The organism is Deinococcus radiopugnans ATCC 19172 (assembly GCF_006335125.1).
Taxonomy (GTDB): domain Bacteria; phylum Deinococcota; class Deinococci; order Deinococcales; family Deinococcaceae; genus Deinococcus; species Deinococcus radiopugnans.
Window position 1 is genome coordinate 17593 of sequence record NZ_VDMO01000011.1, and the last position, 21341, is coordinate 38933.

Consider the following 21341-nt stretch of genomic DNA (forward strand, 5'->3'; position numbering starts at 1 on the left):
GGTCTAAGGGTCAAAAGGCCTGAAGGTCTAAGGGGGGTGCCCTTACACCTCTGGTGGTCAGTTTTCATTCTGCTGCCTCCGGCTCGGCCACCACGCGCAGCGGATGGCCCTCCTGACGGGCGTGGGCAGTCACCTGGGCCACCTTGGTCTCGGCCACGTCGCGGGTGTAGACCCCGGCGACGCCCTGGCCCTTGTGATGCACCGCCAGCATGATGGTCTCGGCCTCCTGCTCGGCTTTGCGGAAGTACCGGGACAGCACCATCACCACAAAATCCATCGGCGTGTAATCGTCGTTGAGCAGCAGCACCCGGTACAGCCTGGGGCGCTGAGTCGTGGTGCGTTCGAGGGTCTGGGTGCGGCCTTGTTCGTCACGGCCACCGTCACGGCGCGTCATGCGGCGAGTGTAGCGGGCGCGGCGCTCAGGCGGCGGGGCAGAGGTTACGGTGGCCCCCACCCGGGCACGCCCTTCACGCGGGGCCGTTACGCCATTTCGCCTACTGGCCCCAGAAAATCCGTTTCCGGCGTATTCTGGACGGACTTATGACCCCAACCTTGCCGGACGCCTCCGTTCACGTCCGTGACCTGAAAAAACAGTACGCCGTCCACGAGAAGGAGCCGGGCTTCATGGGCAGCCTCCGCAGCTTCGTGAGCCGCAAAACCAAGTATGTGGAGGCCGTCAAGGGGGTGTCCTTCGATCTCGCGCCGGGTGAGGTAGTAGGTTTTCTGGGGCCGAACGGGGCGGGCAAGACCACCACCCTCAAGATGCTCTCGGGGCTGCTGCATCCGTCCGGCGGCGAGGCGCGGATCGCCGGCTTCGAGCCGCGCAAACGCGAGACGGCGTTTCTCAAGCAGATCACATTGGTGATGGGCCAGAAACAGCAGTTGATCTGGGATTTGCCCGCGCTGGACAGCTTTCTGGTCAATCAGGCCATCTACGAGATTCCCGACGATCAGTACCGCGCCACCATGCGCGAGTTCACCGAGGTGCTGTCGCTGGACGGCATCCTCAAGAAGCAGGTTCGCAAGCTGAGCCTGGGCGAGCGCATGAAGTGCGAACTGGCCGCCGCCCTGCTGCACCGCCCCCGCGTGCTGTTTCTGGACGAGCCGACGATTGGCCTGGACGTGAACATGCAGGAGTCGGTGCGCGCTTTTATCCGCGACTACAACGAGCGTTACGGGGCCACCGTGATCCTGACCAGCCACTACATGGCCGACGTGACGGCGCTGGCCCAGCGCATTCTGGTGATCGACAGCGGCCAGCTGGTCTTCGACGGCGATCTGGCCCGGCTGGCCGAGCAGGGCAAGGGTGGCGGCAAGACCGTGAAGCTCAAGCTGCGCGAGGCCGTCAGCGCCGCACAACTCGCCCCCTACGGAGGTGACGTGAAGGTGGACGGCCTGAGCGTGGAGATGACCGTGCCCCGCGCCGAGGTCAGCGTGCGGGCCTCCAGACTGCTGGCCGATCTGGACGTGGCGGATCTGACCGTGGAAGACCCGCCCATCGAGGCGGTGATGGCGGAACTGTTCGGGGCGGCGGAGAAAGTGGACGTCAAGGAGGCGGTGGTCAGCCGATGAGCATGCTCCGCAAAACCCGCGTCCTCTTTGCCACCCGCTTTGCGGAAATGGCCGAATACCGCGCCGAGGTCATCATCTGGATGCTGTCGGGCACCATCTCGCTGGTGATGATGCTGGTGTGGATGGCGCAGGCGGCGTCCGCTCCCGGCGGCCAGATCAACGGCTACGACGGCTCCGAGTTCGCCACCTACTTCCTGAGCGTGTGGCTGGTGGGGCAGCTGCTGGTGGTGTGGGTGGGCTGGGAACTGGATTTCATGATCCGGCAGGGCACGCTGTCGCCCAAGCTGCTGCGGCCGATGGATCCCATGTGGGTGGAGTACGCCGCCCACGTTGCCGAGCGCTTCGTCCGCATCGGGCCGATGCTGGTGCTGCTGGCGATCTTCGCCTTCCTGTCGGGCGCGTCGTTTACTCGCGAGTGGTGGGCCTATCCCGTCACGCTGGGCCTGTGCATTCTGGGCTTCACCGTCCGCTTCCTGTACGAGTACGCGCTGGGCCTGCTGGCGTTCTGGACGGAAAGCAGCACCGCCTTTTCCGAGGTGGCGTGGCTGCTGTACGCCGCGCTGGGCGGCCTGTTCGCCCCGCTGACCTTCTACCCGCAGTGGGTGCAGAACATCGCGGTCTGGACGCCGTTTCCCTACATGCTGGGCCTGCCGGCGCAACTGCTGGCGGGCAAGGCCACGCTGGCGCAGGCGGGCCACGGCGCCCTGATCCTGTTCGGCTGGGTGGTCTTGTTCTGGTTCGTGCGGCTGGCGATCTGGCGTCTGGGCCTGAAGAAGTACGGGGCGGTGGGGGCGTGAGGGCTGGGGACGCGGTTCGCAGGACGCAGGACGCGGTCAACGCCTGGTCTTTTCCCGCGCACCGCGCACCGCATCCCGCGTACACCCCGAGCCAGAGGCGCAAATGACCCGTTACCTGCGCTTGATCCGCATCTTCACCGGGGCCACCATCTCGGCGCAGCTGGAGTACCGGGCCAATTTCATCGGCGCCGTCCTGAGCAGTCTGGGACAGGTGGGCGTGGCGCTGCTGGCGATTGGCGTGCTGTTCGGGCAGGGCAGCGACACGGTGGGCGGCTGGACGTTCCGTGAGGCGCTGCTGGTCACGGGCTTTTTCATCCTGACCGAGGGGTTTATCGCCGTGTTTATCCAGCCCAGCATGAGCCGCATTGCCGACGCCATCCGCACCGGCAGCATGGATTTCACGCTGCTCAAGCCGGTGGACGCGCAGTTCAGCGTCAGCACGCGTTACCTGAACGTGCTGCGCGTGCCCGACATTCTGATTGGCCTGGGCCTGATCGTGTACGCGGCCTCGGCGCTGACCACCACACTGGGCGGGGTGCTGATTGCCGCCGTGCTGTACGCCTCGGCGCTGACCATCGTGTACTGCATCTGGCTGGCGCTGTCCACCACGGCGTTCTGGTTCGTCAAGACGCAGAACGTGGCCGAACTGTTCAACGGCATCTTCGGCGCGGGGCGCTTTCCGGTCACGGCCTTTCCGCTGCCCGTGCGTTTCGCGCTGACCTTTATCGTCCCGATTGCCCTGATCACCACCGTACCCGCGCAGGCCATGACCGGGCGGCTGTCGCCCGCGCTGGCGATGGCCTCGCCGCTGGTGGCCGCCGGGCTGTTCGCCGTGACCCGCCTGTTCTGGCTGCGGGCGGTGGGCAGCTACACCAGCGCCAGCAGCTGATGGTGGGGGAGAGGCTGGAACGGCTCAGGGCTGCGCTGTTGCCAGAGGGCTTTGAACTGCGGCAGGGGGCAGACCTGTCCAGCCTTGCCGCGCTGGACGCCTCCTTGCAGGCCCAGGACATCGTTCTGGACACCGAGGCCCTGCGCCGCGTCGCCTGGGCCGCGCTCGGACAACCCAGGCCCCGAGGCATCGGCCTTACGCCCGACGCCCGCGCCCGTCTGTCCCACCTGACTGACCTGCGTGACGTGTTCTCGCCCGCCGACGCCCAGCGGGTGGGCCGCGAATTCGCGGGCGAGCGGTGGCTGGCCCCCGACTTGCTGGCCGCGCGTCCGTGGCTGGATTCGCGCACGCCTCCAAAAGAAGTTGTGAGCGCTGTGATGGATTCGCAGTGGTCTGGACTGGTGGCGCTGCTGGGCGAGCATGGCCCATGGGTCTATGCGGCGAATGTGGCGGATTTGCAGGGTCTGGGCCGGCGGTACGGCGAACTGGTCAGGGCCGCCGCCCTCGCGCCCGAACATGAGGCGCTGGACGCGGCTTTCAGCCAGCCTGAGTTTCCCTCTCTGCTGGCGCGGCTGGAAGCCACGGATTACCGCCAGCCCTCCGGCGTGAAAGCTGACCTGATCGAACTGGAAAGGGCCTTCTGGAACGCGGCGCGGGCGCAGGCCCAGCAGGACTGGGAGGGCTGGCAGGCCCGGCGGGGCGGGTAGACTGTGCCGCATGACGAACCGACTTGCCGTCCGGCGGGGCGTTCGCCCCCGCGCGCTGTCTCTGGCCCTGTTGCTGGGCGCTGGTCTGGCGCTGGCCCAGTATTCACCGTCCGCGACGTTCGATCTGGGCGTGGGCTTCGGGCAGACGGCGCTGAGCAGTTCCATTTTGCAGGGCACCCTGGAACTGTCTGGCAAGTCGGGCAAGAGCGCCCCGTCCGCCTACACCCCCGATCCGCGGCTGGCCGTGAGGTTCAGTGAGGGACGCCTGGGCCTGTTCCGTCAAAGGCTGGCCGATCAGGCCATGAAAGGCAAATCCGCGCAGGAGAAGCAAGCCTTTGTCGCTTTCCTGAAGGACAACGATCTGGCGAACGGCCTGTGGGTTTTCAATGCCTTCGACAAGCGCAGTCCGGGCCTGCCGGAACTGGTGGCCACCTATCTAGGTGGGATGTGGAAACAGGTGTCGGGCACGAGTCCTGATCCAACCAAGCTGGACGCCCTGCGAGAACAGTTGCAGCGCTCCATGCTTCAGCCCGCCCAGTTCTCGAAGATTAACGTCATGTCCGCCGAGGAGCGTCTGGACTGGATGTTCAGCCTGTCCTATGACCACGACGCGCTGGCGCAGGACGGCCTGTTCAACGACGATCCGGCCAGCCGCAAGAAACGCGCACAGCTGGCCCTGGCGTCGGCGAAAGCGAACGGCTTCGATCTGAGCAAACTCGATCTGAAATAATCAGACCTCCGATGGAATCGTTTGTAAAACGATGGAAATCCGAGCGGACGCGAGAAGGAGCAGAACGGGTTCCGGGCGTGAAGTTGACAAACCGCTGCTGTCCCGGTTTGTTAACGAAACAGACGGAATCCGTATAAGCCTCAGCCCTGCCCACGCTGCCGCGCGTAATCCCGGCGAACCATCGCGTTGCCGCGCATCATGCCGAAGCGTTCGTAGAACGGCACCAGTTCGTCGTCGCAGGCGGTGTCGATCATGTACAGGCCGTCCAGTTGGACGAACAGGCTCTCCATCAAACGTGACGCGATGCCCTGGCCGCGCCACCCGGCCCAAACCTCCAGCAGCGGAATGTACGCGCACAGCACGCCGTCGCTGATGGCGTGGACGAAGCCGATCACCTGGCCGTCGTCTACCGCCAGCGCCATCCGGTAGGAGCCAGCGAGAATCCGGTGCAATGTCTGCGGTGTCGGCGGGTTGGGCCAGCCCTCGAAAAAGCCGTTCAGGGCAGCGGGCGTAATCCCTTCCAGGTTGGTTTGAAGCTGCATCCTCCCAGCCTGAAGCATGATCCAAGCCTAAGCATCGGCCATCTGGCGCACTTCACGTCGCCGCCCTACATTGGCCGCATGCCCGACACCACGCCCAAACTGTTCCAACCGCTCAAACTTCAGGGGCTGACCCTGCCCAACCGGATCGTCGTGTCGCCGATGTGCATGTACAGCGCCCACAACGGGCTGGCCAACGATTTTCACCTCGTCCATCTGGGCCAGTTCGCGCTGGCCGCGCCGGGCCTGATCTTCACCGAGGCCGCCGCCGTCTCGCCCGAGGGGCGCATCAGCCCCGAGGATCTGGGCCTGTGGGCCGACGAGCAGATCATCCCGCTGGGGCGCATTACCGACTTCATCCACGCGCAGGGCGGGCGAGTCGGCATTCAGCTGGCGCATGCCGGGCGCAAGGCCAGCACCTACGCCCCATGGCGTGGCAAGGGCGCGGTGGCGCACGAGTACGGCGGATGGGGCGTGATCGGGCCGGATACGCAGGCGTTCGCGCCGGTCTTTCACACCCCCAACGCCATGACCGCCGACGACATCGGGCGCGTCACGCAGGATTTCGTGGCGGCTGCCCAGCGGGCGGAGATTGCCGGCTTCGACGTCGTCGAGATTCATGCCGCCCACGGCTACCTGCTGCACCAGTTCATGTCGCCGCTGTCGAACTCGCGCACCGACGACTACGGCGGCTCCTTCGAGAACCGTACCCGCTTTCTCATGGACGTGGTGCGGGCCGTGCGCGGCGGCTGGCCCATGCACAAGCCGCTGTTCGTGCGGGTGAGCGCCACCGATTGGGCCGGGAGCGGCTGGGATCTGGAGCAAACGGTCAGGCTTGCGGGCCTGCTGGAGCGCGAGGGCGTGGATGTGCTGGACGTCAGCAGTGGCGGCCTGACCACCGAGCAGCAGATCACCCCCGCCCCCGGCTATCAGGTGCCGTTCGCCACCGCGGTCAAGGACGCCGTACGCGATCTGGACGTCATGGCGGTGGGCATGATCGAGAGCCCGCAGCAGGCCGAGGACATCTTGCAAAAGGGTCAGGCGGACCTGATCGCGCTGGGCCGCCCGTTCCTGGGCGATCCGCACTGGGCCTGGCACGCCGCGCAGCAGCTGGGCGTGACACCGGATGTGGCCGCGCAATACCAGCGGGGCAACCGGCTGGACTAAACCTGCCGCTCTGTTCCGATCAGCGTGTGCTCGCTTTTTAAGCTGAAGAACCGTTCTCCGTTGTTCAGGCTTGCGGTTCAAGTCGAGGCCCGTGGGCCTGTTCAGCCGTAGACCGGCAGCTCGTCGGTAAAGCGTCCGTCCAGCAGGTGCAGCACGCGGTCCGCGTACCCGGCCAGCCGGTCATCGTGCGTGACCAGCAGCACCCCCGCCCCTTCCTCGCGGGCCAGCGCCACCAGCAGCGCCGCGACGGTGGTGGCATTGGCGCGGTCCAGGCTGCCGGTGGGTTCGTCGGCCAGCACCACCGCCGGCCCCGAGGCGAGGGCGCGGGCCACGGCCACCCGCTGCCGCTCGCCGCCGCTCAGGACACCTGGAAAGGCGGCCTCGCGTCCAGCCAGGCCCACGCGGGCCAGCAGGGCGTGGGCGCGTGCCGGGTCCCGCTGTCCGGCCAGCCGCATGGGGATCAGCACGTTGTCCAGCACGCTCAGGTCTTCCAGCAGGTAATGGTGCTGAAAGACCAGCCCCACCCGCCCGGCCCGCCGCACCGCCCGCGCCTGGGTGTCCAGCGTGTCGGCCCGCTCTCCGGCCCACCACACCTCGCCCGCGTCCGGCACGTCCAGGCCGCCCAGCAGGTGCAGCAGCGTGCTTTTGCCGCTGCCCGACGGCCCGGTGACCGCCACCACCTCGCCCGGCTGGACCTGCAGGGATACGCCGTGCAGGACCGTCAGGGCGCCAAAGCTGTGGCGCAGGTCCAGGGCTTCCAGGGCGGGGGGAGAGGCAGGCGTCACGCGGCGCATCTTACCCTGCGCGTCTGCGCCCAGCGGGGGAGACCCTTCGCCGTTTCTTGTAATGAAATCCACTTTCCGGTCTTGTCGCACCTTCCCGCGCTATTCTGTATCCGATGCACCGTGTGTCCGAGCTGAAACAAAATCCGCTGTTCCTCAACGTGCCCGAGGACGCGCTGCGCGAGGCGGCTCGTGTGGTCACCCGGCGGCAGTTCGGCGTGGGCGACGTGGTTCTGGAACAGCAGACGGCGGGCGAGGCGCTGCACCTGCTGGTGTCGGGCGCGGTGCGCGTCAGCCGGGTGGGGCCGGGCAGCCACGGGCGCGTGATGGGCGACGTGTACGCTCCTGGCGTGATCGGCGAAACGGCGGTGCTGGGCGGCGGTGAGCGCAGCGCCACGGTGGTCGCCCTGACCGACGTGACCACCCTGATGCTGTACCGCAGCCATTTCAAGCAGTTGCTGGTGCGCCACCCACAGGTGTTGTGGAACCTCAGCGCGATGCTGGTGGCCCGCGTCACCGCCCTGAACGACGAGCTGATCGCCTTTGGCCTGAACACCGAGGCGGCCCTGAGCCATGTCTTCAGCGGCCAGTACCGCCAGCGCGTGGCGGCGGGCGTGCCGGACCCCGCCACGCTGCCGCTGAGCATCACTGACATCATGCTGCGCGTCTCGGCCAGCCGCGAGACGGTGGTGCGCGTGCTGCGCAAGCTCGAACGCCAGCATTTTCTGACGATGACGGCCCACAACATCACCCTGCTGGACCCGCAGGGCATCGAGGAGGTCATCCTCGACGAACTCAACGCGCTGGACTGACCCCGGAACAGTCCACGTCAGGCGCTATCCTGCCCGCATGCGACTGGTCAGAATGATGTGGAACGGCGAGGCCCACTGGGGCGAGGTAGATGGAGAAGCGGTGCAGTTCACGCGGGGCATGGGCGGCCCGCGTACCGGCGACTCGGCCCCTCTCGACGAGGCCGCCCTGTTGCCGCCCGCCGAGCCCAGCAAGATCGTCTGCGTGGGCCGCAATTACCTGGATCATATCCGCGAGCTGGGCAACGACAAGGGGGACCTGCCCACCGAACCGGGCATCTTCTTAAAAGGCCCCAACGCGCTGGCCGAGCCGGGCGGCACGGTGGATGCCCCCGAGTGGAGCGACAACTTTCACTTCGAGGGCGAACTGGCGCTGGTGATCGGCACGCGGGCGCGGCACCTGACGCCGGAGAATGCCCTGGCCGCCGTCGCGGGCTACACCTGCGGGCTGGACCTGACCGCCCGTGACCGCCAGAAAACAGACCTGCAGTGGTTCCGGGCCAAGGCCGCTGACCGCTTCTGCCCGCTGGGGCCGTGGCTGGAGACGGACTTTGATCCCTCGGACGTGCGCGTGCAAACCCGCGTGAACGGGGAGACGAAACAGGACAGCCGCACCAGCCTGATGATTTTCGATGTGCCCGCCATTCTGGCCTACGTGACCCGTTTCGTGACCCTGGAGCCGGGCGACGTGGTGCTGACCGGCACGCCCGAGGGTGTCGGCCCCGTCAAGGCGGGGGACACGGTGGAAGTCGATGTGGAGGGTATTGGGGTGCTGGTCACGCGCATCGGGTGAGCGCAGGGTGAGCCAATCCTTTGCCGCTGGCCGCGCCGAACATGCCAGACTTGACCGATCATGCTGAAATTGAGGTGGCTTCTCGGCGTTCTGCTAACGGGTGCGCTGTCGCAGGGGACGGCGGCGGCCGTGCTGAGCTGCACGGCAGACCCGTCTTCCAGCGTGGAACGCGTGCTGCGCGGGGTGGTGGGCGGCGAGCCGGTGCCCGCTGGTTTCAGCGTGACCTACACGGAGTCGCAGCCCCCGCACGCCAGCCTGAGCCTGAGCATTCACGCCGACGGCACGGTAGCGCAGCAGGCGGTGGGCGAGCCGGTGGGCCAGCCCCGAGCCGTCACGCCCTGGGAATGGCGCAAGCTGGCCGCCCTGATCGTGGTCAGGAAGCTGTGGCAGCAGCAGACCCCGGAACGCGCGCCCGGCAACGACGAGGGCCGCGCCACCCTGACCCTGCGCTGCGGCGATCAGAGCAGCGAAGTGTGGGAGTGGCAGGGCGATCTGGTGAAGAACCGGCGGCTGATCCAGGTGCGCGAGGCCATGAAAAAAGCCGCCTGGACTCCATAGCGAGCCAGCCCTCTCTCGGGGGTGGACGGCGCGGGATAGACTGGCCGCCATGATTGGAAAAACGTACACGACGATGCTCGGCGAGCGCGAGCTGAGCATCGAGACCGGCAAACTCGCCAAGCTGGTCAGCGGCAGCGTCACCCTGCGTTACGGCGACACCATGCTGCTGGTCACCGCCCAGGCCCGCGACGACAAGAGCACGCTGGACTTCCTGCCGCTGACCGTGGAATTCGAGGAACGCCACTACGCCGTGGGCAAGATTCCCGGCTCGTTCCACCGCCGCGAGGGCCGCCCCGGCGAGAAGGCCATCCTGGGCGCGCGCATCACCGACCGCCAGATTCGCCCCCTCTTCCCCAAGGGCTACCGCCACGAGACCCAGGTGATCATCACCGTGATCAGCGCCGACGGCCAGAACGCGCCGGACGTGCTGGGGCCGGTGGGCGCCTCGGCGGCCCTGTCCCTGAGCGACATTCCCTGGGCCGGCCCCACCGCCTGCGTGCGCGTGGGTCAGGTCGACGGCCAGTACGTCATCAACCCCACCGCCGAGCAACTGACCCGCAGCCCCATGGATCTGGTGGTGGCCGGCACCAGGGACGCCGTGATGATGGTGGAGGCGGGCGCGCAGAACGCCTCTGAGGACGATCTGGTGGGGGCCATCGAGTTTGCCCACGCCGAGATGCAGGGCGTGATCTCGCTGATCGAGACCATGCGCGAGGAAATGGGCCAGGAGAAGTTCAACTTCCTGGAGGAAACCGATCTGACCACCGATCTGGTGCCGGAGCTGACCGAGAAGGCCAAGGCGGGCGGCCTGAAAGATGCGCTGCTGACGGTCAAGAAGAAAGACCGCAGCGCCCGCACCAAGGCCCTGCGCGACGGGATCATCGCGGGCTACGAGCCAGACCCCGACGCCGACGGCGCCAAGGAGCGCATCACCGCCCTGAAGAACGCCTTCAACAAGGTGGAAAAACAGGAGCTGCGCCGCCTGATTCTGGAAGACGACCTGCGCGCCGACGGCCGCGATTCCAAGACCGTTCGCCCCATCTGGATCGAGGCGCGGCCCCTGCCCCGCGCGCACGGCAGCGCCATCTTCACGCGCGGCGAGACGCAGGTGCTGGGCGTGACCACCCTGGGCACCGAGCGCGACGAGATCCTGGTGGATGACCTGAGCGCCGAGGACAACGACAAGTTCCTGCTGCACTACAACTTCCCGCCGTACAGCACTGGCGAGGTCAAGCGCATGGGCGGCCAGTCGCGCCGCGAGATCGGGCACGGCAACCTCGCCAAGCGGGCCATCCGCGCGGTGCTGCCTTCCTTCGAGGAGTTCCCCTACGTGATCCGCATTGTGGGCGAGGTGCTGGAATCCAACGGCTCCTCCTCGATGGCGACCGTGTGCGCCGGCACGCTGTCGCTGATGGACGCGGGCGTGCCGATCAAGGCGCCGGTGGCGGGTGTGGCGATGGGCCTGGTGATGGAGGGCGACAAGTACCGCGTCCTGACCGACATCCTGGGCCTGGAAGATGCGCTGGGCGATATGGATTTCAAGGTCTGCGGCACGGCTGAGGGCGTGACCGCCCTGCAGATGGACATCAAGGTGGGGGGCATCACCCCGCAGATCATGCGCGAGGCGTTGGCGCAGGCCCGCGACGGCCGCCTGCACATTCTGGGCAAGATGGCCGAGGTGCTGGCCGCGCCGCGCCCGGAACTGTCGCCCACCGCGCCGCGCATCATTTCCCTGAAGATCAACCCCGAGCTGATCGGCAAGGTGATCGGCCCCGGCGGGAAGCAGATCCGCGAGCTGGAGGCGATGGGCGCGCAGATCACGGTGGAGGAGGACGGCACCGTGCGTGTGTTCAGCGCCGAGTCGGCGTCGGCGGAAGCCGTGCGCGACCGCATTATGAGCATCACCCGCGAGGCCAAGGCGGGCGAGGAATTCGACGGCACGGTGGTCAAGACCACGCCGTTCGGGGCGTTTATCAACCTGTACCCCGGCCAGGACGGCATGCTGCACATCTCGCAGATGTCCGAGGAGCGCGTGAACGCCGTGGAAGACGTGATGAACGTGGGCGACAAGCTGCGCGTCAAGATCGTGGCCGTGGATGACCGGGGCAAGATCGACCTGATCCGCCCCGAACTGGAAGGCAAGATCGCCCCGCGTGAGGCGCGTCCGCCGCGTTCGGGTGGCGGGGACCGGGGAGGACGGCCCCCCAGGCGCGACTGAGGGCGGTCCTTAACCCTTCCAGCAACAAACCACCCCCTCTCCTGTCAGTGGAGAGGGGGTGGTTTGTTGCTGCGGCCCGCTCAGCGGCTGGCGATCTTCGTCCGCTTCTCCAGCTGATCGGTGAACAGCGTCAGCACGGTGGTCAAGGCCAGGTACACCACGGCCACGGTGGTCAGCACGGGAATGGGCTGGAAGCTCTCGGAGCTGACCCGCGATCCGGCCAGTGTCAGCTCCAGCAGGGCGATGCTGGACGCCAGCGAGGAATCCTTGAGCAGCGCCACGATGTTGTTGACCAGGGGCGGCACCACGATCCGCAGGGCCTGGGGCAACACCACGGTCGTCATGGTCTGACCGCCGCTCAGGCCCAGGCTGCGGGCCGCCTCGCCCTGACCGCGTGGAATCGCCAGAATCCCGGCGCGTATGACCTCGGCGTTGTACGCGCCCACGTTCAGCGACAGGGCGATCACCGCAGACCAGAATTCATCGAGTTGCAGGTTGATGCCGATGGCCGCCAGGATGCCCGGCAGCGCGTTGTACACGAACAGGATCTGCACCAGCAGCGGCGTGCCGCGCACCAGCCAGATGAAGAAGTTGGCGGGCGCCCGCACCAGCCAGTGCTCGCTGGTTTTCTGAATGCCCGCGATCATGCCGATGGCCAGCCCGATCAGGCCGCTGACCACCGTGAGTTGCAGGGTCATCCGCGCGCCTTCCACAAACAGGTCGGCGCGGGGGCCGATCGGATCGGGCATCTGGCGCAGGATGAACGTGATCACGAAAAACAGCGCTAGGAATGCGGCCACCGCGCCCAGCAACCACAGGAAAATCGAGGGACCACCTGCTGGGGGAGGCCGGACAGCTTTCGGTGCGGTCATGCGGCACGCTCTTGTCGCAGGTACAGACGGAGGCGAGAACGGATTTTCATTTCGCCGATGATGCCACAGCTCACGTTCGTTGTTGCGAATTCGTTGAGGGGGCCTGACCTCCGAACGGCCGATGCCACATAAAAAGCCGCGCCTCCAATCGGGGGCGCGGCTCTGAAAAGGCGAACGACGGGCGGGCTTAGTTGGGGCGGCGGGCGGCGACGTTGGTCACGGCGGTGGTGGCCGCGCTGCGTGCACCGAAGATGCTGGCCAGCAGGGTCAGCCCCGCCACCAGCAGCCAGGCCCAGCCAGCGGTGCTGGCAGCCTTGCGGGCGGCGTCCTCGGCATTGTCCAGGGCCTGGTTGGCCTGCTTCTCAATGCGGTCCACCGACTGGTTGATCTCGGTCTGCACTTCGGTGGCCTGGGCGTTGGTCAGCCCCTGGCGCTCCAGACGGGTCACAAACTGCGGGCCGCTCAGGGCCTTTTTGATCGAGTCCACGCGGGCCTGGGCGAAGTCGCCGATGTTGGTCAGGTCCACGTCGCCCAGATCGTTGCTGGCGCGGCGCACGATGCCGGTCACCACGTTGGCGGTGGCGCTCACCTGCTCCTGGTCCAGATCGGTGTTGTCGGCGATCAGGCCTTCGACGTCCGCAGGCGTGATGTTGTTGAAGAAGTTCTGGATGCCGGGCACCTGCGCTCCGCCCACGCCGGCCGCCGTGGTGGCCGTGGCGGCGGTGCCGACCAGACCGCCGAGGGTGCTGGTGGCGGTTCCGACAATGCGCGAGGCGCTGTTGAAGGCAAACAGGGTGGTCAGCAGGATCAGCACGCTACCAGTGACCAGACCGGTTAGGGTGGCGTCGTCATGGGTCATGGCGGCAATGCCGTCGTCGGCGCGGGTGGAGGGCGCGTTGGACCGCACCGCCGTCAGGCCGGCCAGGTAGGCGCCGACCAGCGCGGCGATTCCAGTCCAGATGGCGGCCGCAATGCCGACGCCGCTCAGGGTGAGGCCGGTCAGAGCGGTGATGACCAGCCCCAGGGCGATGATGGTGAGGGTAGAAACCAGTCCCACCACAATGCCGGCGAGGACGCCGCGCCAGCCGAGGCGGTGGGAATTGATGTCACGGTTCAGGGTCATGTGTTCTCCTTTTGCGCCGGGTCAGGGAATGTGGGGACCAACCCGGCGCGGCAGATCCAGCCTGTGTGGTCTGGAACCTGCCTTCCATATGCCTAAACTAACGGTCTGCCGGGGAGGCGGCCCCCTTCGTGTACTTAACGTCGTGCTCATATGAAAGTGTGGTGTAGAACAGAGAAACACTCCATTGAGGGTGGTTCAAAGAAGAACAACGAAAATGGGGATGAGTGCATCTGTCTCTCATCCCCATTGCGAATCCGGGCGGTTATACGGATTCCGTTTGTAACGCGACAGACATCGGGATAGCTCCGATCTCTACACTCCACGTCCGGAACCCGTTTTCCTCATTCTCGCTGTCGTCGCGAACAGACGCCCATGACTGGAACAGCCCGCAGGGAGGACGCTGCTCCTCTCGCTCGGATTTCCAGGTGTTTTCAACACCTTTCAATCGGAGTCCGTATCAGACGAAGGCGCTCAGGCCCGTGATGGCGCGGCCCACCACCAGCGTGTTGATCTCGTTGGTGCCCTCGTAGGAGTAGATGGCCTCGGTGTCGGCGAAGTGCTTGGCGACGCCGTACTCCAGCAGGATGCCGTTGCCGCCGAACGCCTCGCGGGCGAAGGCCACCGTCTCGCGGCAGCGCGCCGCCGTGAACACCTTGGCCAGGGCGGCGTGTTCGTCCTTCATATCGCCGCCGTCCGCCATGTGGCTCAGGCGCAGGCACAGCGCGAACATGCTGGTCACGTTGCCCAGCATGTGGACCAAGTGGTTCTGGATCAGCTGGAACTCGCCGATGCGCTTGCCGAACTGCTCGCGTTCCTGGCTGTACGTCACGGCCAGTTCATACGCGCCCATCGCGCAGCCCACGCCCTGCCACGCCACGCCCGCGCGGGTCAGTTTGAGCACCTCGGCGGTGGTGCGCCAGCCCTGCACGTTCTGCAGGCGGTCGCTGTCGGGCACGCGGCAGTCGTCCAGGGTGATCAGGCCGTTCTCGACGATTCGCAGGGCAATCTTGCCCTCGATCTTCTCCACGTTGTAGCCCGGCGTGCCGGCGCGCACGATAAAGCCGCGCACCTCCTGCGTGTCCACGTCGCGCGCCCAGATCACGGTCATGTCGCTGAAGGTGCTGTTGCCAATCCACTTCTTCTGCCCGCGCAGCGTCCACCCGTCACCGTCGCGCTTGCAGGTGGTCCGCATGCCCTGGCTGACCTGCGAGCCGCCCTCCGGTTCGGTCAGCCCGAAAGCCCCGATGGCTTCCAGATCCATCATTTTGGGCAGCCACTCGGCCTTCTGCTCGTCGCTGCCGCCCAGCGCGATGCTCGCAAAGGCCAGGCCCGCGTGAACACCGAAGAAGACGGCGGTGGACACGTCCACCTTGCAGGCCTCCAGCGTCACCAGCCCTTCCATCACGGTGGCGTTGGGCTTGCGGCTGCCGTCCTCGTTCCAGATCTTGCGCAGCAGGTCCAGCTTGCGCAGTTCGGGAATCAGCTGTCTGGGAAACTCGTCGCGGCTCCAGTACTCGTTCATGATCGGGGCGACGTGCTCGTGCATGAACCGCCGGGTGGTGTGGGCCACCTCGCGCTCCTCGGCGGTCAGGGTGTCCATCTGGCCGTAGAAGTCACCGTCGGCCTCAGGCAGTTCCTTCTGCCCGTCCTCGCCGCCGCCGCCCGCCAGCATGCGCGAGAGCTGCTTGAGCTGTCCGTCGCTCATGGCTGAGGCGGCATTCAGCAGGCCGGGCAGGTCCACCTTCTGACTCAGGCGCCCCAGGGCGTCCATGTCGATCTGCGCGAGCAGGGCCATCGGATTGGGAGGGGATTTGGTCATGCGTTGTTGTACCGCGTCCAGCGTTTTCCGACAGGGTGCAACCGCCCAGGCCTGCGTTCACCGATCCTTTAGGGCCTGCCCTGGACGCCAGCGGGTAACATGGGGCATGACCGCCTCTGCCGAGCGGCCCACCCGTCCGCTGGCCGCCAAACCCGGCGGATACGTGGAGCTGGCCCGATATTCCAGCCTGTCGCGGTTCTGGGCGCTGCTGGGAGGCGCGCAGCGCGAGGGCCGCCGCGTCAGCGGCGTGCGCGGCGACCCGCCGGAAGTCTGTCGCCGCCGGATCGCGGGCTATACCCTGCCCAACGCGTCGATTTTTCTGGACACGTCCCGCCTGCTCAAGGAACTGGAGGACGGCTTCGAGCCGCACCCGGCGCTGATGGATCTGCTGTCCGGCGATCCCTTTCCGCTGCGCGCCGAGCTCAACGCCCATTTCGAGCTGCGCGCCGATTTCGTGGTCGCCTTCACCGCCCGCCGGGACCTGATTGCCCGTCCCGAGTTCCGCTTCGTGCCCATCGTGCAGGGGCTGAGCAGCCTGCCGGACGGTCTGCCGCTGGATGCCCGTCGGCTGGGGCGCGACGAGCTGCACCTGCTGCTGCAGCGGGCGTGCGGGGTGGCCTGACACGCACAGCCTCCCTGCGCCCGGTGGATGTGCCGGTGTTTACCTTTGCGGAAAGGGGGGCAACTCCGGCGACTCGGCCCACAGCCGGAGCGCCGCCCCTGCCGTGGCCCCCAGCCGGGTGCGGGTGTAGGCCAGCAGATCGGCGGTGGTCACGGGGCGGTTGTGGAACCCGGCCACCCAGCCTCGTAGATAGCCTTTGAAGGCCGCGTCGTCCACCGTCACCCGGACGGCGTGCAGGGCCAGCGCTCCCCGGATGTACGCGGTGGTGTCGAACAGTTGAGCTTCGCTGGTGGCCACCAGCGGGCGGGTCTGGCTGCGGCCTGCGCGGGCGTACCAGCCGCGCACGATGTCCTCGCCCGCCTCGCCCTGGGCCTGCGCCCACAGCAGTTCGGCGTAGGTGGCGAAGCCCTCGTTGAGCCAGACCTCGGACCAGTCGGCCAGGGTGAGCTGGTCCCCGAACCACTGGTGGGCGGTTTCGTGGACCAGCACGCGCGTGTTGCTGGACGTGACCGGCATGGTGGACAGCGTGGCCGTCTCCAGCGCCGGCACGCGGGGCGTGACGATGGCCGAACCGTAGGCGCTGAAAGGATAGGGGCCGAACCATTCGGCCAGCACCTTCAGGATCTCGCCCGTGGAGGTGTAGGCAGCGCGCGTGTCGGCCTGAGTACCGACGGGGAAATAATCGCGTCTCAGTACATCCGAACCGGCCACGCCGACGGGGACGGCCGCGGCATCCACCCGCTCAAACTGGTTGACGTGAATCGCCAGGGTATAGGTGGGAATCGGCTGCGCCTGCTCGAAGGTGAAGGTGCGGCCCCCGTCCGGCGCGGCGACCTCGGCACGCTCCACGCCGCTGGCCGCCGCGGTGTATCCGGCAGGAACGGTGACGCGGGTGGTGAAGGTGGCCGGGTCCGAGGGGTGATCGTTGACCGGCAGGAAGGTGCGGGTGCCGTCCGGCTCGCTGAGGGTGAAGTTCGCGCCCACCCGGTCACCCTGGGCCGGGACCGCCTGCCAGCCCACATCAATGGGCAAGTCGGGGTCAGGCCGCACGCCCGCCTTTCCGGCGAAACGCACGGTGACTCTGGCGAGGGTGCCGGGCCGCAGCGGTTGGGGCGGCTGAATGGTCAGCTTGCCCGCCGTCTGATCGTGGCGGTAAGGAGCGGGCAGGCCCTCCCAGCGCACGTCCAGCACCTGTGGTCCCAGGAAATCCAGACTCAGCACCGGCAGGGGCTGGGTGGCGGTCACCGTCAGCACCACCGTGCCGCGCAGTTCGGAGCGGCCGGGCCGGTCCACGAACAGGTCCAGATCGTAATTCAGCACGTCCAGCCCGGCCTGACCCAGCGCCGGGAAGATGGAATCACCGATGGGCTGCGCGGTGATCAGGGCGGATGGGGGCGGCAGCGTGGGGACGGCCGTTGGCGTGGCCGTCTGTCCCTGGGTGCCGGCTAGGAGGGCCAGGGCCAGCAGACTGGAAGACCGCCGGACCAGGCTGAACGTGAAGCGAGTCATTCCTGCACCCCCCGACCTAGATCGGGTAGTACGCGCGCGGCTGGCCCTTCACGAAATCGCGCGTCGGCACCCAGATCAGCGGGTTGCGTTCCTCGATCTCCGGTGGGGGGCCATAACGGACCAGCATCTCCACCTCTGCAAACGGCACCCAGCGGATGCCCACCACCTCGGGATCGGTGGGGTTCAGCTCGCCGGAAAAGGTGGCGGTGAAGCGCCCGAAGTTGGCGTAGCACTCGTTGCGCGTGCCGGTCAGCAGCTCGCCTTCCAGCAGGCTGACAAACACCAGATCGGTGACGGTCAGCCCCGTTTCCACCAGCACCTGCCGCACGGCGGCGTCGCCCAGCGTCTCGCCGGGGTGCGCCTTGCCGCCGGGCAGGCCGTAGAAGATGCTGCCGTCGTCCATGCGTTCCTCGACCAGCAGCAGCTTGCCGTCCTGAACCAGATACACGTGCGCGGCGCGCTTGACGGGCAGGGTGCGTGACAGGTGACTCATGGGCGCGCCGAGGCGGGAACGGGGCGGGTGGGCAGAAGGTTCATCTGGCGCGCAGTCTAGCGGACAGGAGCAGGTCCACGCCGTGCCAACCCGAGAGGCCGTTGCCGGGCGGCTGAACCCATCAGGGTGGTGGGCGTCTTGGGGTTTCCTTGTCAGACCCCCTTCAGCAGTCCGGTCTGGGCGGGAAGTCGTACGGTCCCGCCCCGCCTTTCGTTCACAATGGGCGGGATGAATGCGGATGGCGGACCTCAGGAACAGTGGGCCAACACGGCCATGTTCACCGCCTCGGAAGTCGAGGCGCAGACCGGGGTGGCCGCCGCGACGTTGCGTCAGTGGGAACGGCGCTACGGTTTTCCCCGGCCAGTTCGCAACACCAGCGGCTACCGCCTGTATTCGCCCCAGGACATCCAGGATATTGGCGTGATGCAAGATCACCAGCGGCGCGGCGTCAGCGCCCGGCGGGCGGCGGAGCTGACCCTGCGCGGCATGTCGAGCGGCAGCGGTGCGTTGCCTTCGCGAGTGTCACAGCACCGGCCACAGTCACCGCAGCTCCAGCCCCCAGGACCGCCGCCCGTGCCCGAGCCGCCGGCCAGGCGCCCCGAGGTTCAGGTGGACGGCCTGGCGCACGCGCTGGCCCGCGCGTTAGTCGCCGCCGATTACGCGCAGGCCGGGGACATACTGGCTGAGGCGCATGCCCGCCTCCCAGTGGAGGACGTGATGACGCACGTCATGTCGCCGTCGTTGGTGGAAATTGGCTCGCTGTGGGCGCGAGGCGAGATCACCATTGCCCACGAGCGCGGGGCCAGCCACTACCTGCGCTCGCGCCTCTCGGCCCTGATGGAAGTTGCGGGCGTCGAGGAAAACCGTGAAGGTGGCTGGGGGCCGCTGGTGGTGGCCGCTTGCGCGCCCGGCGAGCAGCACGAACTGGGCCTGATGATGCTGACGCTGGCCCTGCGCCGCCGCGGCGTGCGGGTGGCGTACCTGGGCGCGAACGTGCCGCTGGGCGACCTGACCACCTTCGCCCACGAGCGGGAGGCGCAGGCCCTGTTGCTGGCCGTCAACGGCGAATGGGCGTTGCAGGACTGGGCCACCGGGGAGTGGGCGGACGGACGCTGGGTGCCGGACGCCCACGCCGCCGCCCGGCCCGTGCGTCCGCTCAACGGTGGGGGAGAGGGGGCGACACCCATCCTGCGGCGGCTGGGCCTGCCGGTTTTTCTGGGCGGGGCGCTGATGAATGAGCGGCCTGAACTGGCCGCCGCACTGGGCGGTCTCTACGCTGGTCCCGACGCCCCGGCGGCCGCCTCCATGATCTCCGGTACGCTGGGCCTGCAGTCGGAGGCCAGATCGGCTCATTCTGCCCCGCGCGGCTCGCCCCCGCATCACTCACCGCCGAACGATTCAGGGTCACACGACTCACCACCGCAGGGGGAAGACCAGTGAAGATACTCGTGACCGGGGGAACCGGATTTGTCGGGCAGGCCATCGTCGGGGAACTTGTCGCGCGCGGCCATGCGGTCTGGGCCGGCAGCCGCGAGGGCAAAGAGGGCGGCGCGGGGCAGCCGATCCGGCTGGACGTGACCGATCCGGCCAGCGTCCTGAATGCGGTGGCCCAGACGGACCCCGACGCCGTCGTGCATCTGGTGGGCATCATTGCCGAGAAAGGAGCGCAGACCTTTCAGGCCGTGCATGTGGACGGGACCCGACACGTGCTGGCCGCCGTGCCGCGCGGGGCACGCTACGTCCACATGAGTGCGCTGGGGGCCGATGTGGACAGCGCCAGCGGCTACAGCGCCAGCAAGGGCCGCGCCGAGACGCTGGTGCGCGAGAGTGGCCTGCGCTACACCATCTTCGAGCCCAGCCTGATCTTCGGCGTGGGCGACGACTTCTTCGGACGGGTGCTGCGCGAACTGGTGAGCGCCGCGCCCATCGTGCCGCAGATCGGCGACGGCACCTTTCCTTTCCGGCCCGTCAGCGTGCAGGACGTGGCCCAGGCGTTCGCAGGCGCTGCCGAGACGGACACGGGCCTGAATGAGACCTACGCCCTCACCGGCCCGGAGGAATACACCTTCCGTCAATTGCTGGAGCTGGAGCTGGACGCGCTGGGCAAGAAAAAGCCCATAGTGCCCGTGCCGATCGTGCTGATGAATCTGGCGGTGCCGCTGATGAACCTGCTGCCCAACCCGCCGATCACCAAAGACCAGTACGCCATGCTCAAGGAGGGCAATACCGCCCCCAACGAGCCTGCCCGGACCGTGTTCAACCTGCCCATGCTGAAGCTGCCGGATCACCTGCCGCAAATCGTGGCGGGGGCGAAGGGGTAGGACAGGGGGAGACGAAAGCGGCGTGCGGAGACAGGGACCGCACGCCGCTTTCTTGACGGCATCCAGAGATGAGCGAAGGTCCCAGAACCCTGGGGTCCGCAGAGGAAATGGGACTACTTCTTCTTCGCCCCTTTGCCGTCGGGCTTTGGCGCAGTCCTGGAAGCCGTGGGCTTCTTCGCAGACTCTCCTTTCTTCTCTGGTTCTGCGCCGCCTTCCTGGGCCATCATGGCCGCGCCGATGATGCCCGCCTCGTTCAGCAGTTTGGCGGGCACGAGGGTGCTGCGCTCCAGCTTGATGTGTTCCTGCCACTTGTCGGCCTTCTTGCTGACGCCCCCGCCGATGATAAACAGGTCCGGGCTGAACAGCAGTTCCAGGTGTTGCAGGTAGGTGCTGACGCGCTTGCTCCACTGCTTCCAGTTCAGGTCGTCGCGCTCGCGGGCGCGGTCCGAGGCCCAGCCCTCGGCCTCCTTGTCGCGCAGCCACAGGTGGCCCAGTTCGGTGTTGGGCACCAGGACGCCGTTGTGGATCAGGGCGCTGCCGATGCCGGTGCCGAAGGTCAGCACCAGCACCGTGCCGTTCACGCCCGCACCCGCGCCGAAGCGGGCCTCGGCCAGTCCGGCGGCGTCGGCGTCGTTGATCAGGTGAACCGCCTGCCCGGTGGCCTGGGTAAACAGCGCGTCGGCGTCCAGCCCGATCCAGGCCTTGTCCACGTTGGCCGCGCTGAGGGTGCGCCCATGCTGCACGATGCCGGGAAAGGTGACACCGATAGGGCCGTCCACGCCAAAGTGTCTGGCCAGTTCGGCCACCACGTCCTTGACGGCCTCCGGATGCGCGCCTTCGGGGGTGGGGATGCGGTGCCGGTCTTCCAGCAGCTTGCCGGTGGTGGTGTCCACGGGTGCGCCCTTGATGCCGCTGCCGCCAATGTCGATGCCCAGGATCGCGCTCATGGTGTACAGCCTAAGCGAATTTGCAACCGGGATGGGGAGTGGGGTGGGACCCGGCAGCGGATGGGGCGGCGACG

The 21341-nt window shown here is 67.3% G+C and carries 22 protein-coding genes; 13 read left to right on the plus strand and 9 right to left on the minus strand.

The window, feature by feature from the left end; all coding sequences use genetic code 11:
• Positions 1-64 precede the first annotated feature (64 nt).
• Positions 65-394, minus strand: coding sequence for an ATP-dependent Clp protease adapter ClpS (gene clpS / locus FHR04_RS11270; RefSeq protein WP_039683138.1), 330 nt, complete (start codon positions 392-394; stop codon positions 65-67).
• A gap of 146 nt (positions 395-540) precedes the next feature.
• Here clpS and FHR04_RS11275 point away from each other — a divergent pair, with 146 nt between their 5' ends.
• From FHR04_RS11275 to FHR04_RS11295, 5 genes are all read left to right on the plus strand, one after another.
• Positions 541-1572, plus strand: coding sequence for an ABC transporter ATP-binding protein (locus FHR04_RS11275; protein WP_139403392.1), 1032 nt, complete (start codon positions 541-543; stop codon positions 1570-1572).
• Positions 1569-2369, plus strand: coding sequence for an ABC transporter permease (locus tag FHR04_RS11280; RefSeq protein ID WP_139403394.1), 801 nt, complete (start codon positions 1569-1571; stop codon positions 2367-2369). The genes FHR04_RS11275 and FHR04_RS11280 overlap by 4 nt, the downstream gene beginning before the upstream one ends.
• Positions 2370-2472: 103 nt before the next feature.
• Entirely contained in the window at positions 2473-3258 is a 786-nt protein-coding gene (locus FHR04_RS11285; RefSeq protein ID WP_139403396.1) for an ABC transporter permease, read from the plus strand.
• On the plus strand, positions 3258-3965 hold the full coding sequence (locus tag FHR04_RS11290; protein WP_139403398.1) for a hypothetical protein: 708 nt from the start codon (positions 3258-3260) through the stop codon (positions 3963-3965). Before FHR04_RS11285 ends, FHR04_RS11290 begins: the two co-directional genes overlap by 1 nt.
• Before the next feature lie 10 nt (positions 3966-3975).
• Positions 3976-4695, plus strand: coding sequence for a hypothetical protein (locus FHR04_RS11295; RefSeq protein ID WP_139403400.1), 720 nt, complete (start codon positions 3976-3978; stop codon positions 4693-4695).
• Between the two features lie 140 nt (positions 4696-4835).
• Here FHR04_RS11295 and FHR04_RS11300 read toward each other — a convergent pair whose 3' ends face one another.
• Positions 4836-5237: a GNAT family N-acetyltransferase gene (locus FHR04_RS11300; RefSeq protein WP_139403402.1), complete on the minus strand. Its 402-nt coding sequence runs from the start codon at positions 5235-5237 to the stop codon at positions 4836-4838.
• Between the two features lie 78 nt (positions 5238-5315).
• Here FHR04_RS11300 and FHR04_RS11305 point away from each other — a divergent pair, with 78 nt between their 5' ends.
• Positions 5316-6401, plus strand: coding sequence for an NADH:flavin oxidoreductase/NADH oxidase (locus tag FHR04_RS11305; RefSeq protein WP_139403404.1), 1086 nt, complete (start codon positions 5316-5318; stop codon positions 6399-6401).
• Positions 6402-6502: 101 nt separating this feature from the next.
• Here FHR04_RS11305 and FHR04_RS11310 read toward each other — a convergent pair whose 3' ends face one another.
• Positions 6503-7195 (minus strand): ABC transporter ATP-binding protein, encoded by a 693-nt coding sequence (locus tag FHR04_RS11310; RefSeq protein ID WP_139403570.1) that lies wholly within the window; start codon positions 7193-7195, stop codon positions 6503-6505.
• Positions 7196-7299: 104 nt separating this feature from the next.
• On the opposite strand from FHR04_RS11310, the gene FHR04_RS11315 reads away from it, so the two are divergent.
• From FHR04_RS11315 to pnp, 4 genes are read left to right on the plus strand one after another with little or no spacing between them, the layout of a single operon-like run.
• The gene (locus tag FHR04_RS11315; RefSeq protein ID WP_139403406.1) at positions 7300-7995 is read left to right on the plus strand and encodes a Crp/Fnr family transcriptional regulator; all 696 of its coding nucleotides are present in this window, start codon (positions 7300-7302) and stop codon (positions 7993-7995) included.
• A 37-nt stretch (positions 7996-8032) separates the two neighbouring features.
• Entirely contained in the window at positions 8033-8785 is a 753-nt protein-coding gene (locus FHR04_RS11320; protein WP_139403408.1) for a fumarylacetoacetate hydrolase family protein, read from the plus strand.
• A 60-nt stretch (positions 8786-8845) separates the two neighbouring features.
• The gene (locus tag FHR04_RS11325) at positions 8846-9343 is read left to right on the plus strand and encodes a hypothetical protein (RefSeq protein ID WP_139403410.1); all 498 of its coding nucleotides are present in this window, start codon (positions 8846-8848) and stop codon (positions 9341-9343) included.
• A gap of 49 nt (positions 9344-9392) precedes the next feature.
• On the plus strand, positions 9393-11561 hold the full coding sequence (pnp, locus tag FHR04_RS11330) for a polyribonucleotide nucleotidyltransferase (RefSeq protein ID WP_139403412.1): 2169 nt from the start codon (positions 9393-9395) through the stop codon (positions 11559-11561).
• A gap of 80 nt (positions 11562-11641) precedes the next feature.
• Here the strand turns inward: pnp and FHR04_RS11335 are convergent, their stop codons facing one another.
• The 3 genes from FHR04_RS11335 to FHR04_RS11345 all read right to left on the minus strand — a co-directional run bounded on the left by FHR04_RS11335 (position 11642) and on the right by FHR04_RS11345 (position 15375).
• The gene (locus tag FHR04_RS11335) at positions 11642-12433 is read right to left on the minus strand and encodes an amino acid ABC transporter permease (protein WP_139403414.1); all 792 of its coding nucleotides are present in this window, start codon (positions 12431-12433) and stop codon (positions 11642-11644) included.
• A 187-nt stretch (positions 12434-12620) separates the two neighbouring features.
• Entirely contained in the window at positions 12621-13556 is a 936-nt protein-coding gene (locus FHR04_RS11340) for a hypothetical protein (protein ID WP_039683165.1), read from the minus strand.
• Between the two features lie 457 nt (positions 13557-14013).
• Entirely contained in the window at positions 14014-15375 is a 1362-nt protein-coding gene (locus FHR04_RS11345) for an acyl-CoA dehydrogenase family protein (RefSeq protein WP_170213932.1), read from the minus strand.
• Positions 15376-15481: 106 nt separating this feature from the next.
• On the opposite strand from FHR04_RS11345, the gene FHR04_RS11350 reads away from it, so the two are divergent.
• Complete coding sequence (locus FHR04_RS11350; protein WP_039683169.1) at positions 15482-15997, plus strand: hypothetical protein; 516 nt, start codon at positions 15482-15484, stop codon at positions 15995-15997.
• 39 nt (positions 15998-16036) lie between these two features.
• Here FHR04_RS11350 and FHR04_RS11355 read toward each other — a convergent pair whose 3' ends face one another.
• Together FHR04_RS11355 and FHR04_RS11360 are read right to left on the minus strand one after the other, a co-directional pair.
• A complete protein-coding gene (locus FHR04_RS11355) occupies positions 16037-17506 on the minus strand; it encodes a M1 family metallopeptidase (protein ID WP_139403416.1) in 1470 nt (489 codons plus the stop codon).
• Positions 17507-17522: 16 nt separating this feature from the next.
• Positions 17523-17999: an NUDIX domain-containing protein gene (locus tag FHR04_RS11360; protein ID WP_039683171.1), complete on the minus strand. Its 477-nt coding sequence runs from the start codon at positions 17997-17999 to the stop codon at positions 17523-17525.
• 228 nt (positions 18000-18227) lie between these two features.
• On the opposite strand from FHR04_RS11360, the gene FHR04_RS11365 reads away from it, so the two are divergent.
• Together FHR04_RS11365 and FHR04_RS11370 are read left to right on the plus strand one after the other, a co-directional pair.
• Positions 18228-19439, plus strand: a complete 1212-nt coding sequence (locus FHR04_RS11365; protein ID WP_139403418.1) for a MerR family transcriptional regulator — start codon at positions 18228-18230, stop codon at positions 19437-19439.
• Positions 19436-20320 carry a complex I NDUFA9 subunit family protein gene (locus FHR04_RS11370; RefSeq protein ID WP_139403419.1) on the plus strand — a complete coding sequence of 295 codons (885 nt, stop codon included), beginning with the start codon at positions 19436-19438 and terminating at the stop codon, positions 20318-20320. The genes FHR04_RS11365 and FHR04_RS11370 overlap by 4 nt, the downstream gene beginning before the upstream one ends.
• Positions 20321-20433: 113 nt before the next feature.
• Here the strand turns inward: FHR04_RS11370 and ppgK are convergent, their stop codons facing one another.
• Positions 20434-21267, minus strand: a complete 834-nt coding sequence (gene ppgK, locus FHR04_RS11375; protein WP_139403420.1) for a polyphosphate--glucose phosphotransferase — start codon at positions 21265-21267, stop codon at positions 20434-20436.
• Positions 21268-21341: the final 74 nt, after the last annotated feature.

Coding starts and splice junctions, on each gene's coding strand:
- clpS (WP_039683138.1), bottom strand. CDS start 394: ATGACGCGCCGTGACGGTGGCCGTGACGAACAAGGCCGCACCCAGACC.
- FHR04_RS11275 (WP_139403392.1), top strand. CDS start 541: ATGACCCCAACCTTGCCGGACGCCTCCGTTCACGTCCGTGACCTGAAA.
- FHR04_RS11280 (WP_139403394.1), top strand. CDS start 1,569: ATGAGCATGCTCCGCAAAACCCGCGTCCTCTTTGCCACCCGCTTTGCG.
- FHR04_RS11285 (WP_139403396.1), top strand. CDS start 2,473: ATGACCCGTTACCTGCGCTTGATCCGCATCTTCACCGGGGCCACCATC.
- FHR04_RS11290 (WP_139403398.1), top strand. CDS start 3,258: ATGGTGGGGGAGAGGCTGGAACGGCTCAGGGCTGCGCTGTTGCCAGAG.
- FHR04_RS11295 (WP_139403400.1), top strand. CDS start 3,976: ATGACGAACCGACTTGCCGTCCGGCGGGGCGTTCGCCCCCGCGCGCTG.
- FHR04_RS11300 (WP_139403402.1), bottom strand. CDS start 5,237: ATGCAGCTTCAAACCAACCTGGAAGGGATTACGCCCGCTGCCCTGAAC.
- FHR04_RS11305 (WP_139403404.1), top strand. CDS start 5,316: ATGCCCGACACCACGCCCAAACTGTTCCAACCGCTCAAACTTCAGGGG.
- FHR04_RS11310 (WP_139403570.1), bottom strand. CDS start 7,195: ATGCGCCGCGTGACGCCTGCCTCTCCCCCCGCCCTGGAAGCCCTGGAC.
- FHR04_RS11315 (WP_139403406.1), top strand. CDS start 7,300: ATGCACCGTGTGTCCGAGCTGAAACAAAATCCGCTGTTCCTCAACGTG.
- FHR04_RS11320 (WP_139403408.1), top strand. CDS start 8,033: ATGCGACTGGTCAGAATGATGTGGAACGGCGAGGCCCACTGGGGCGAG.
- FHR04_RS11325 (WP_139403410.1), top strand. CDS start 8,846: ATGCTGAAATTGAGGTGGCTTCTCGGCGTTCTGCTAACGGGTGCGCTG.
- pnp (WP_139403412.1), top strand. CDS start 9,393: ATGATTGGAAAAACGTACACGACGATGCTCGGCGAGCGCGAGCTGAGC.
- FHR04_RS11335 (WP_139403414.1), bottom strand. CDS start 12,433: ATGACCGCACCGAAAGCTGTCCGGCCTCCCCCAGCAGGTGGTCCCTCG.
- FHR04_RS11340 (WP_039683165.1), bottom strand. CDS start 13,556: ATGACCCTGAACCGTGACATCAATTCCCACCGCCTCGGCTGGCGCGGC.
- FHR04_RS11345 (WP_170213932.1), bottom strand. CDS start 15,375: ATGACCAAATCCCCTCCCAATCCGATGGCCCTGCTCGCGCAGATCGAC.
- FHR04_RS11350 (WP_039683169.1), top strand. CDS start 15,482: ATGACCGCCTCTGCCGAGCGGCCCACCCGTCCGCTGGCCGCCAAACCC.
- FHR04_RS11355 (WP_139403416.1), bottom strand. CDS start 17,506: ATGACTCGCTTCACGTTCAGCCTGGTCCGGCGGTCTTCCAGTCTGCTG.
- FHR04_RS11360 (WP_039683171.1), bottom strand. CDS start 17,999: ATGAGTCACCTGTCACGCACCCTGCCCGTCAAGCGCGCCGCGCACGTG.
- FHR04_RS11365 (WP_139403418.1), top strand. CDS start 18,228: ATGAATGCGGATGGCGGACCTCAGGAACAGTGGGCCAACACGGCCATG.
- ppgK (WP_139403420.1), bottom strand. CDS start 21,267: ATGAGCGCGATCCTGGGCATCGACATTGGCGGCAGCGGCATCAAGGGC.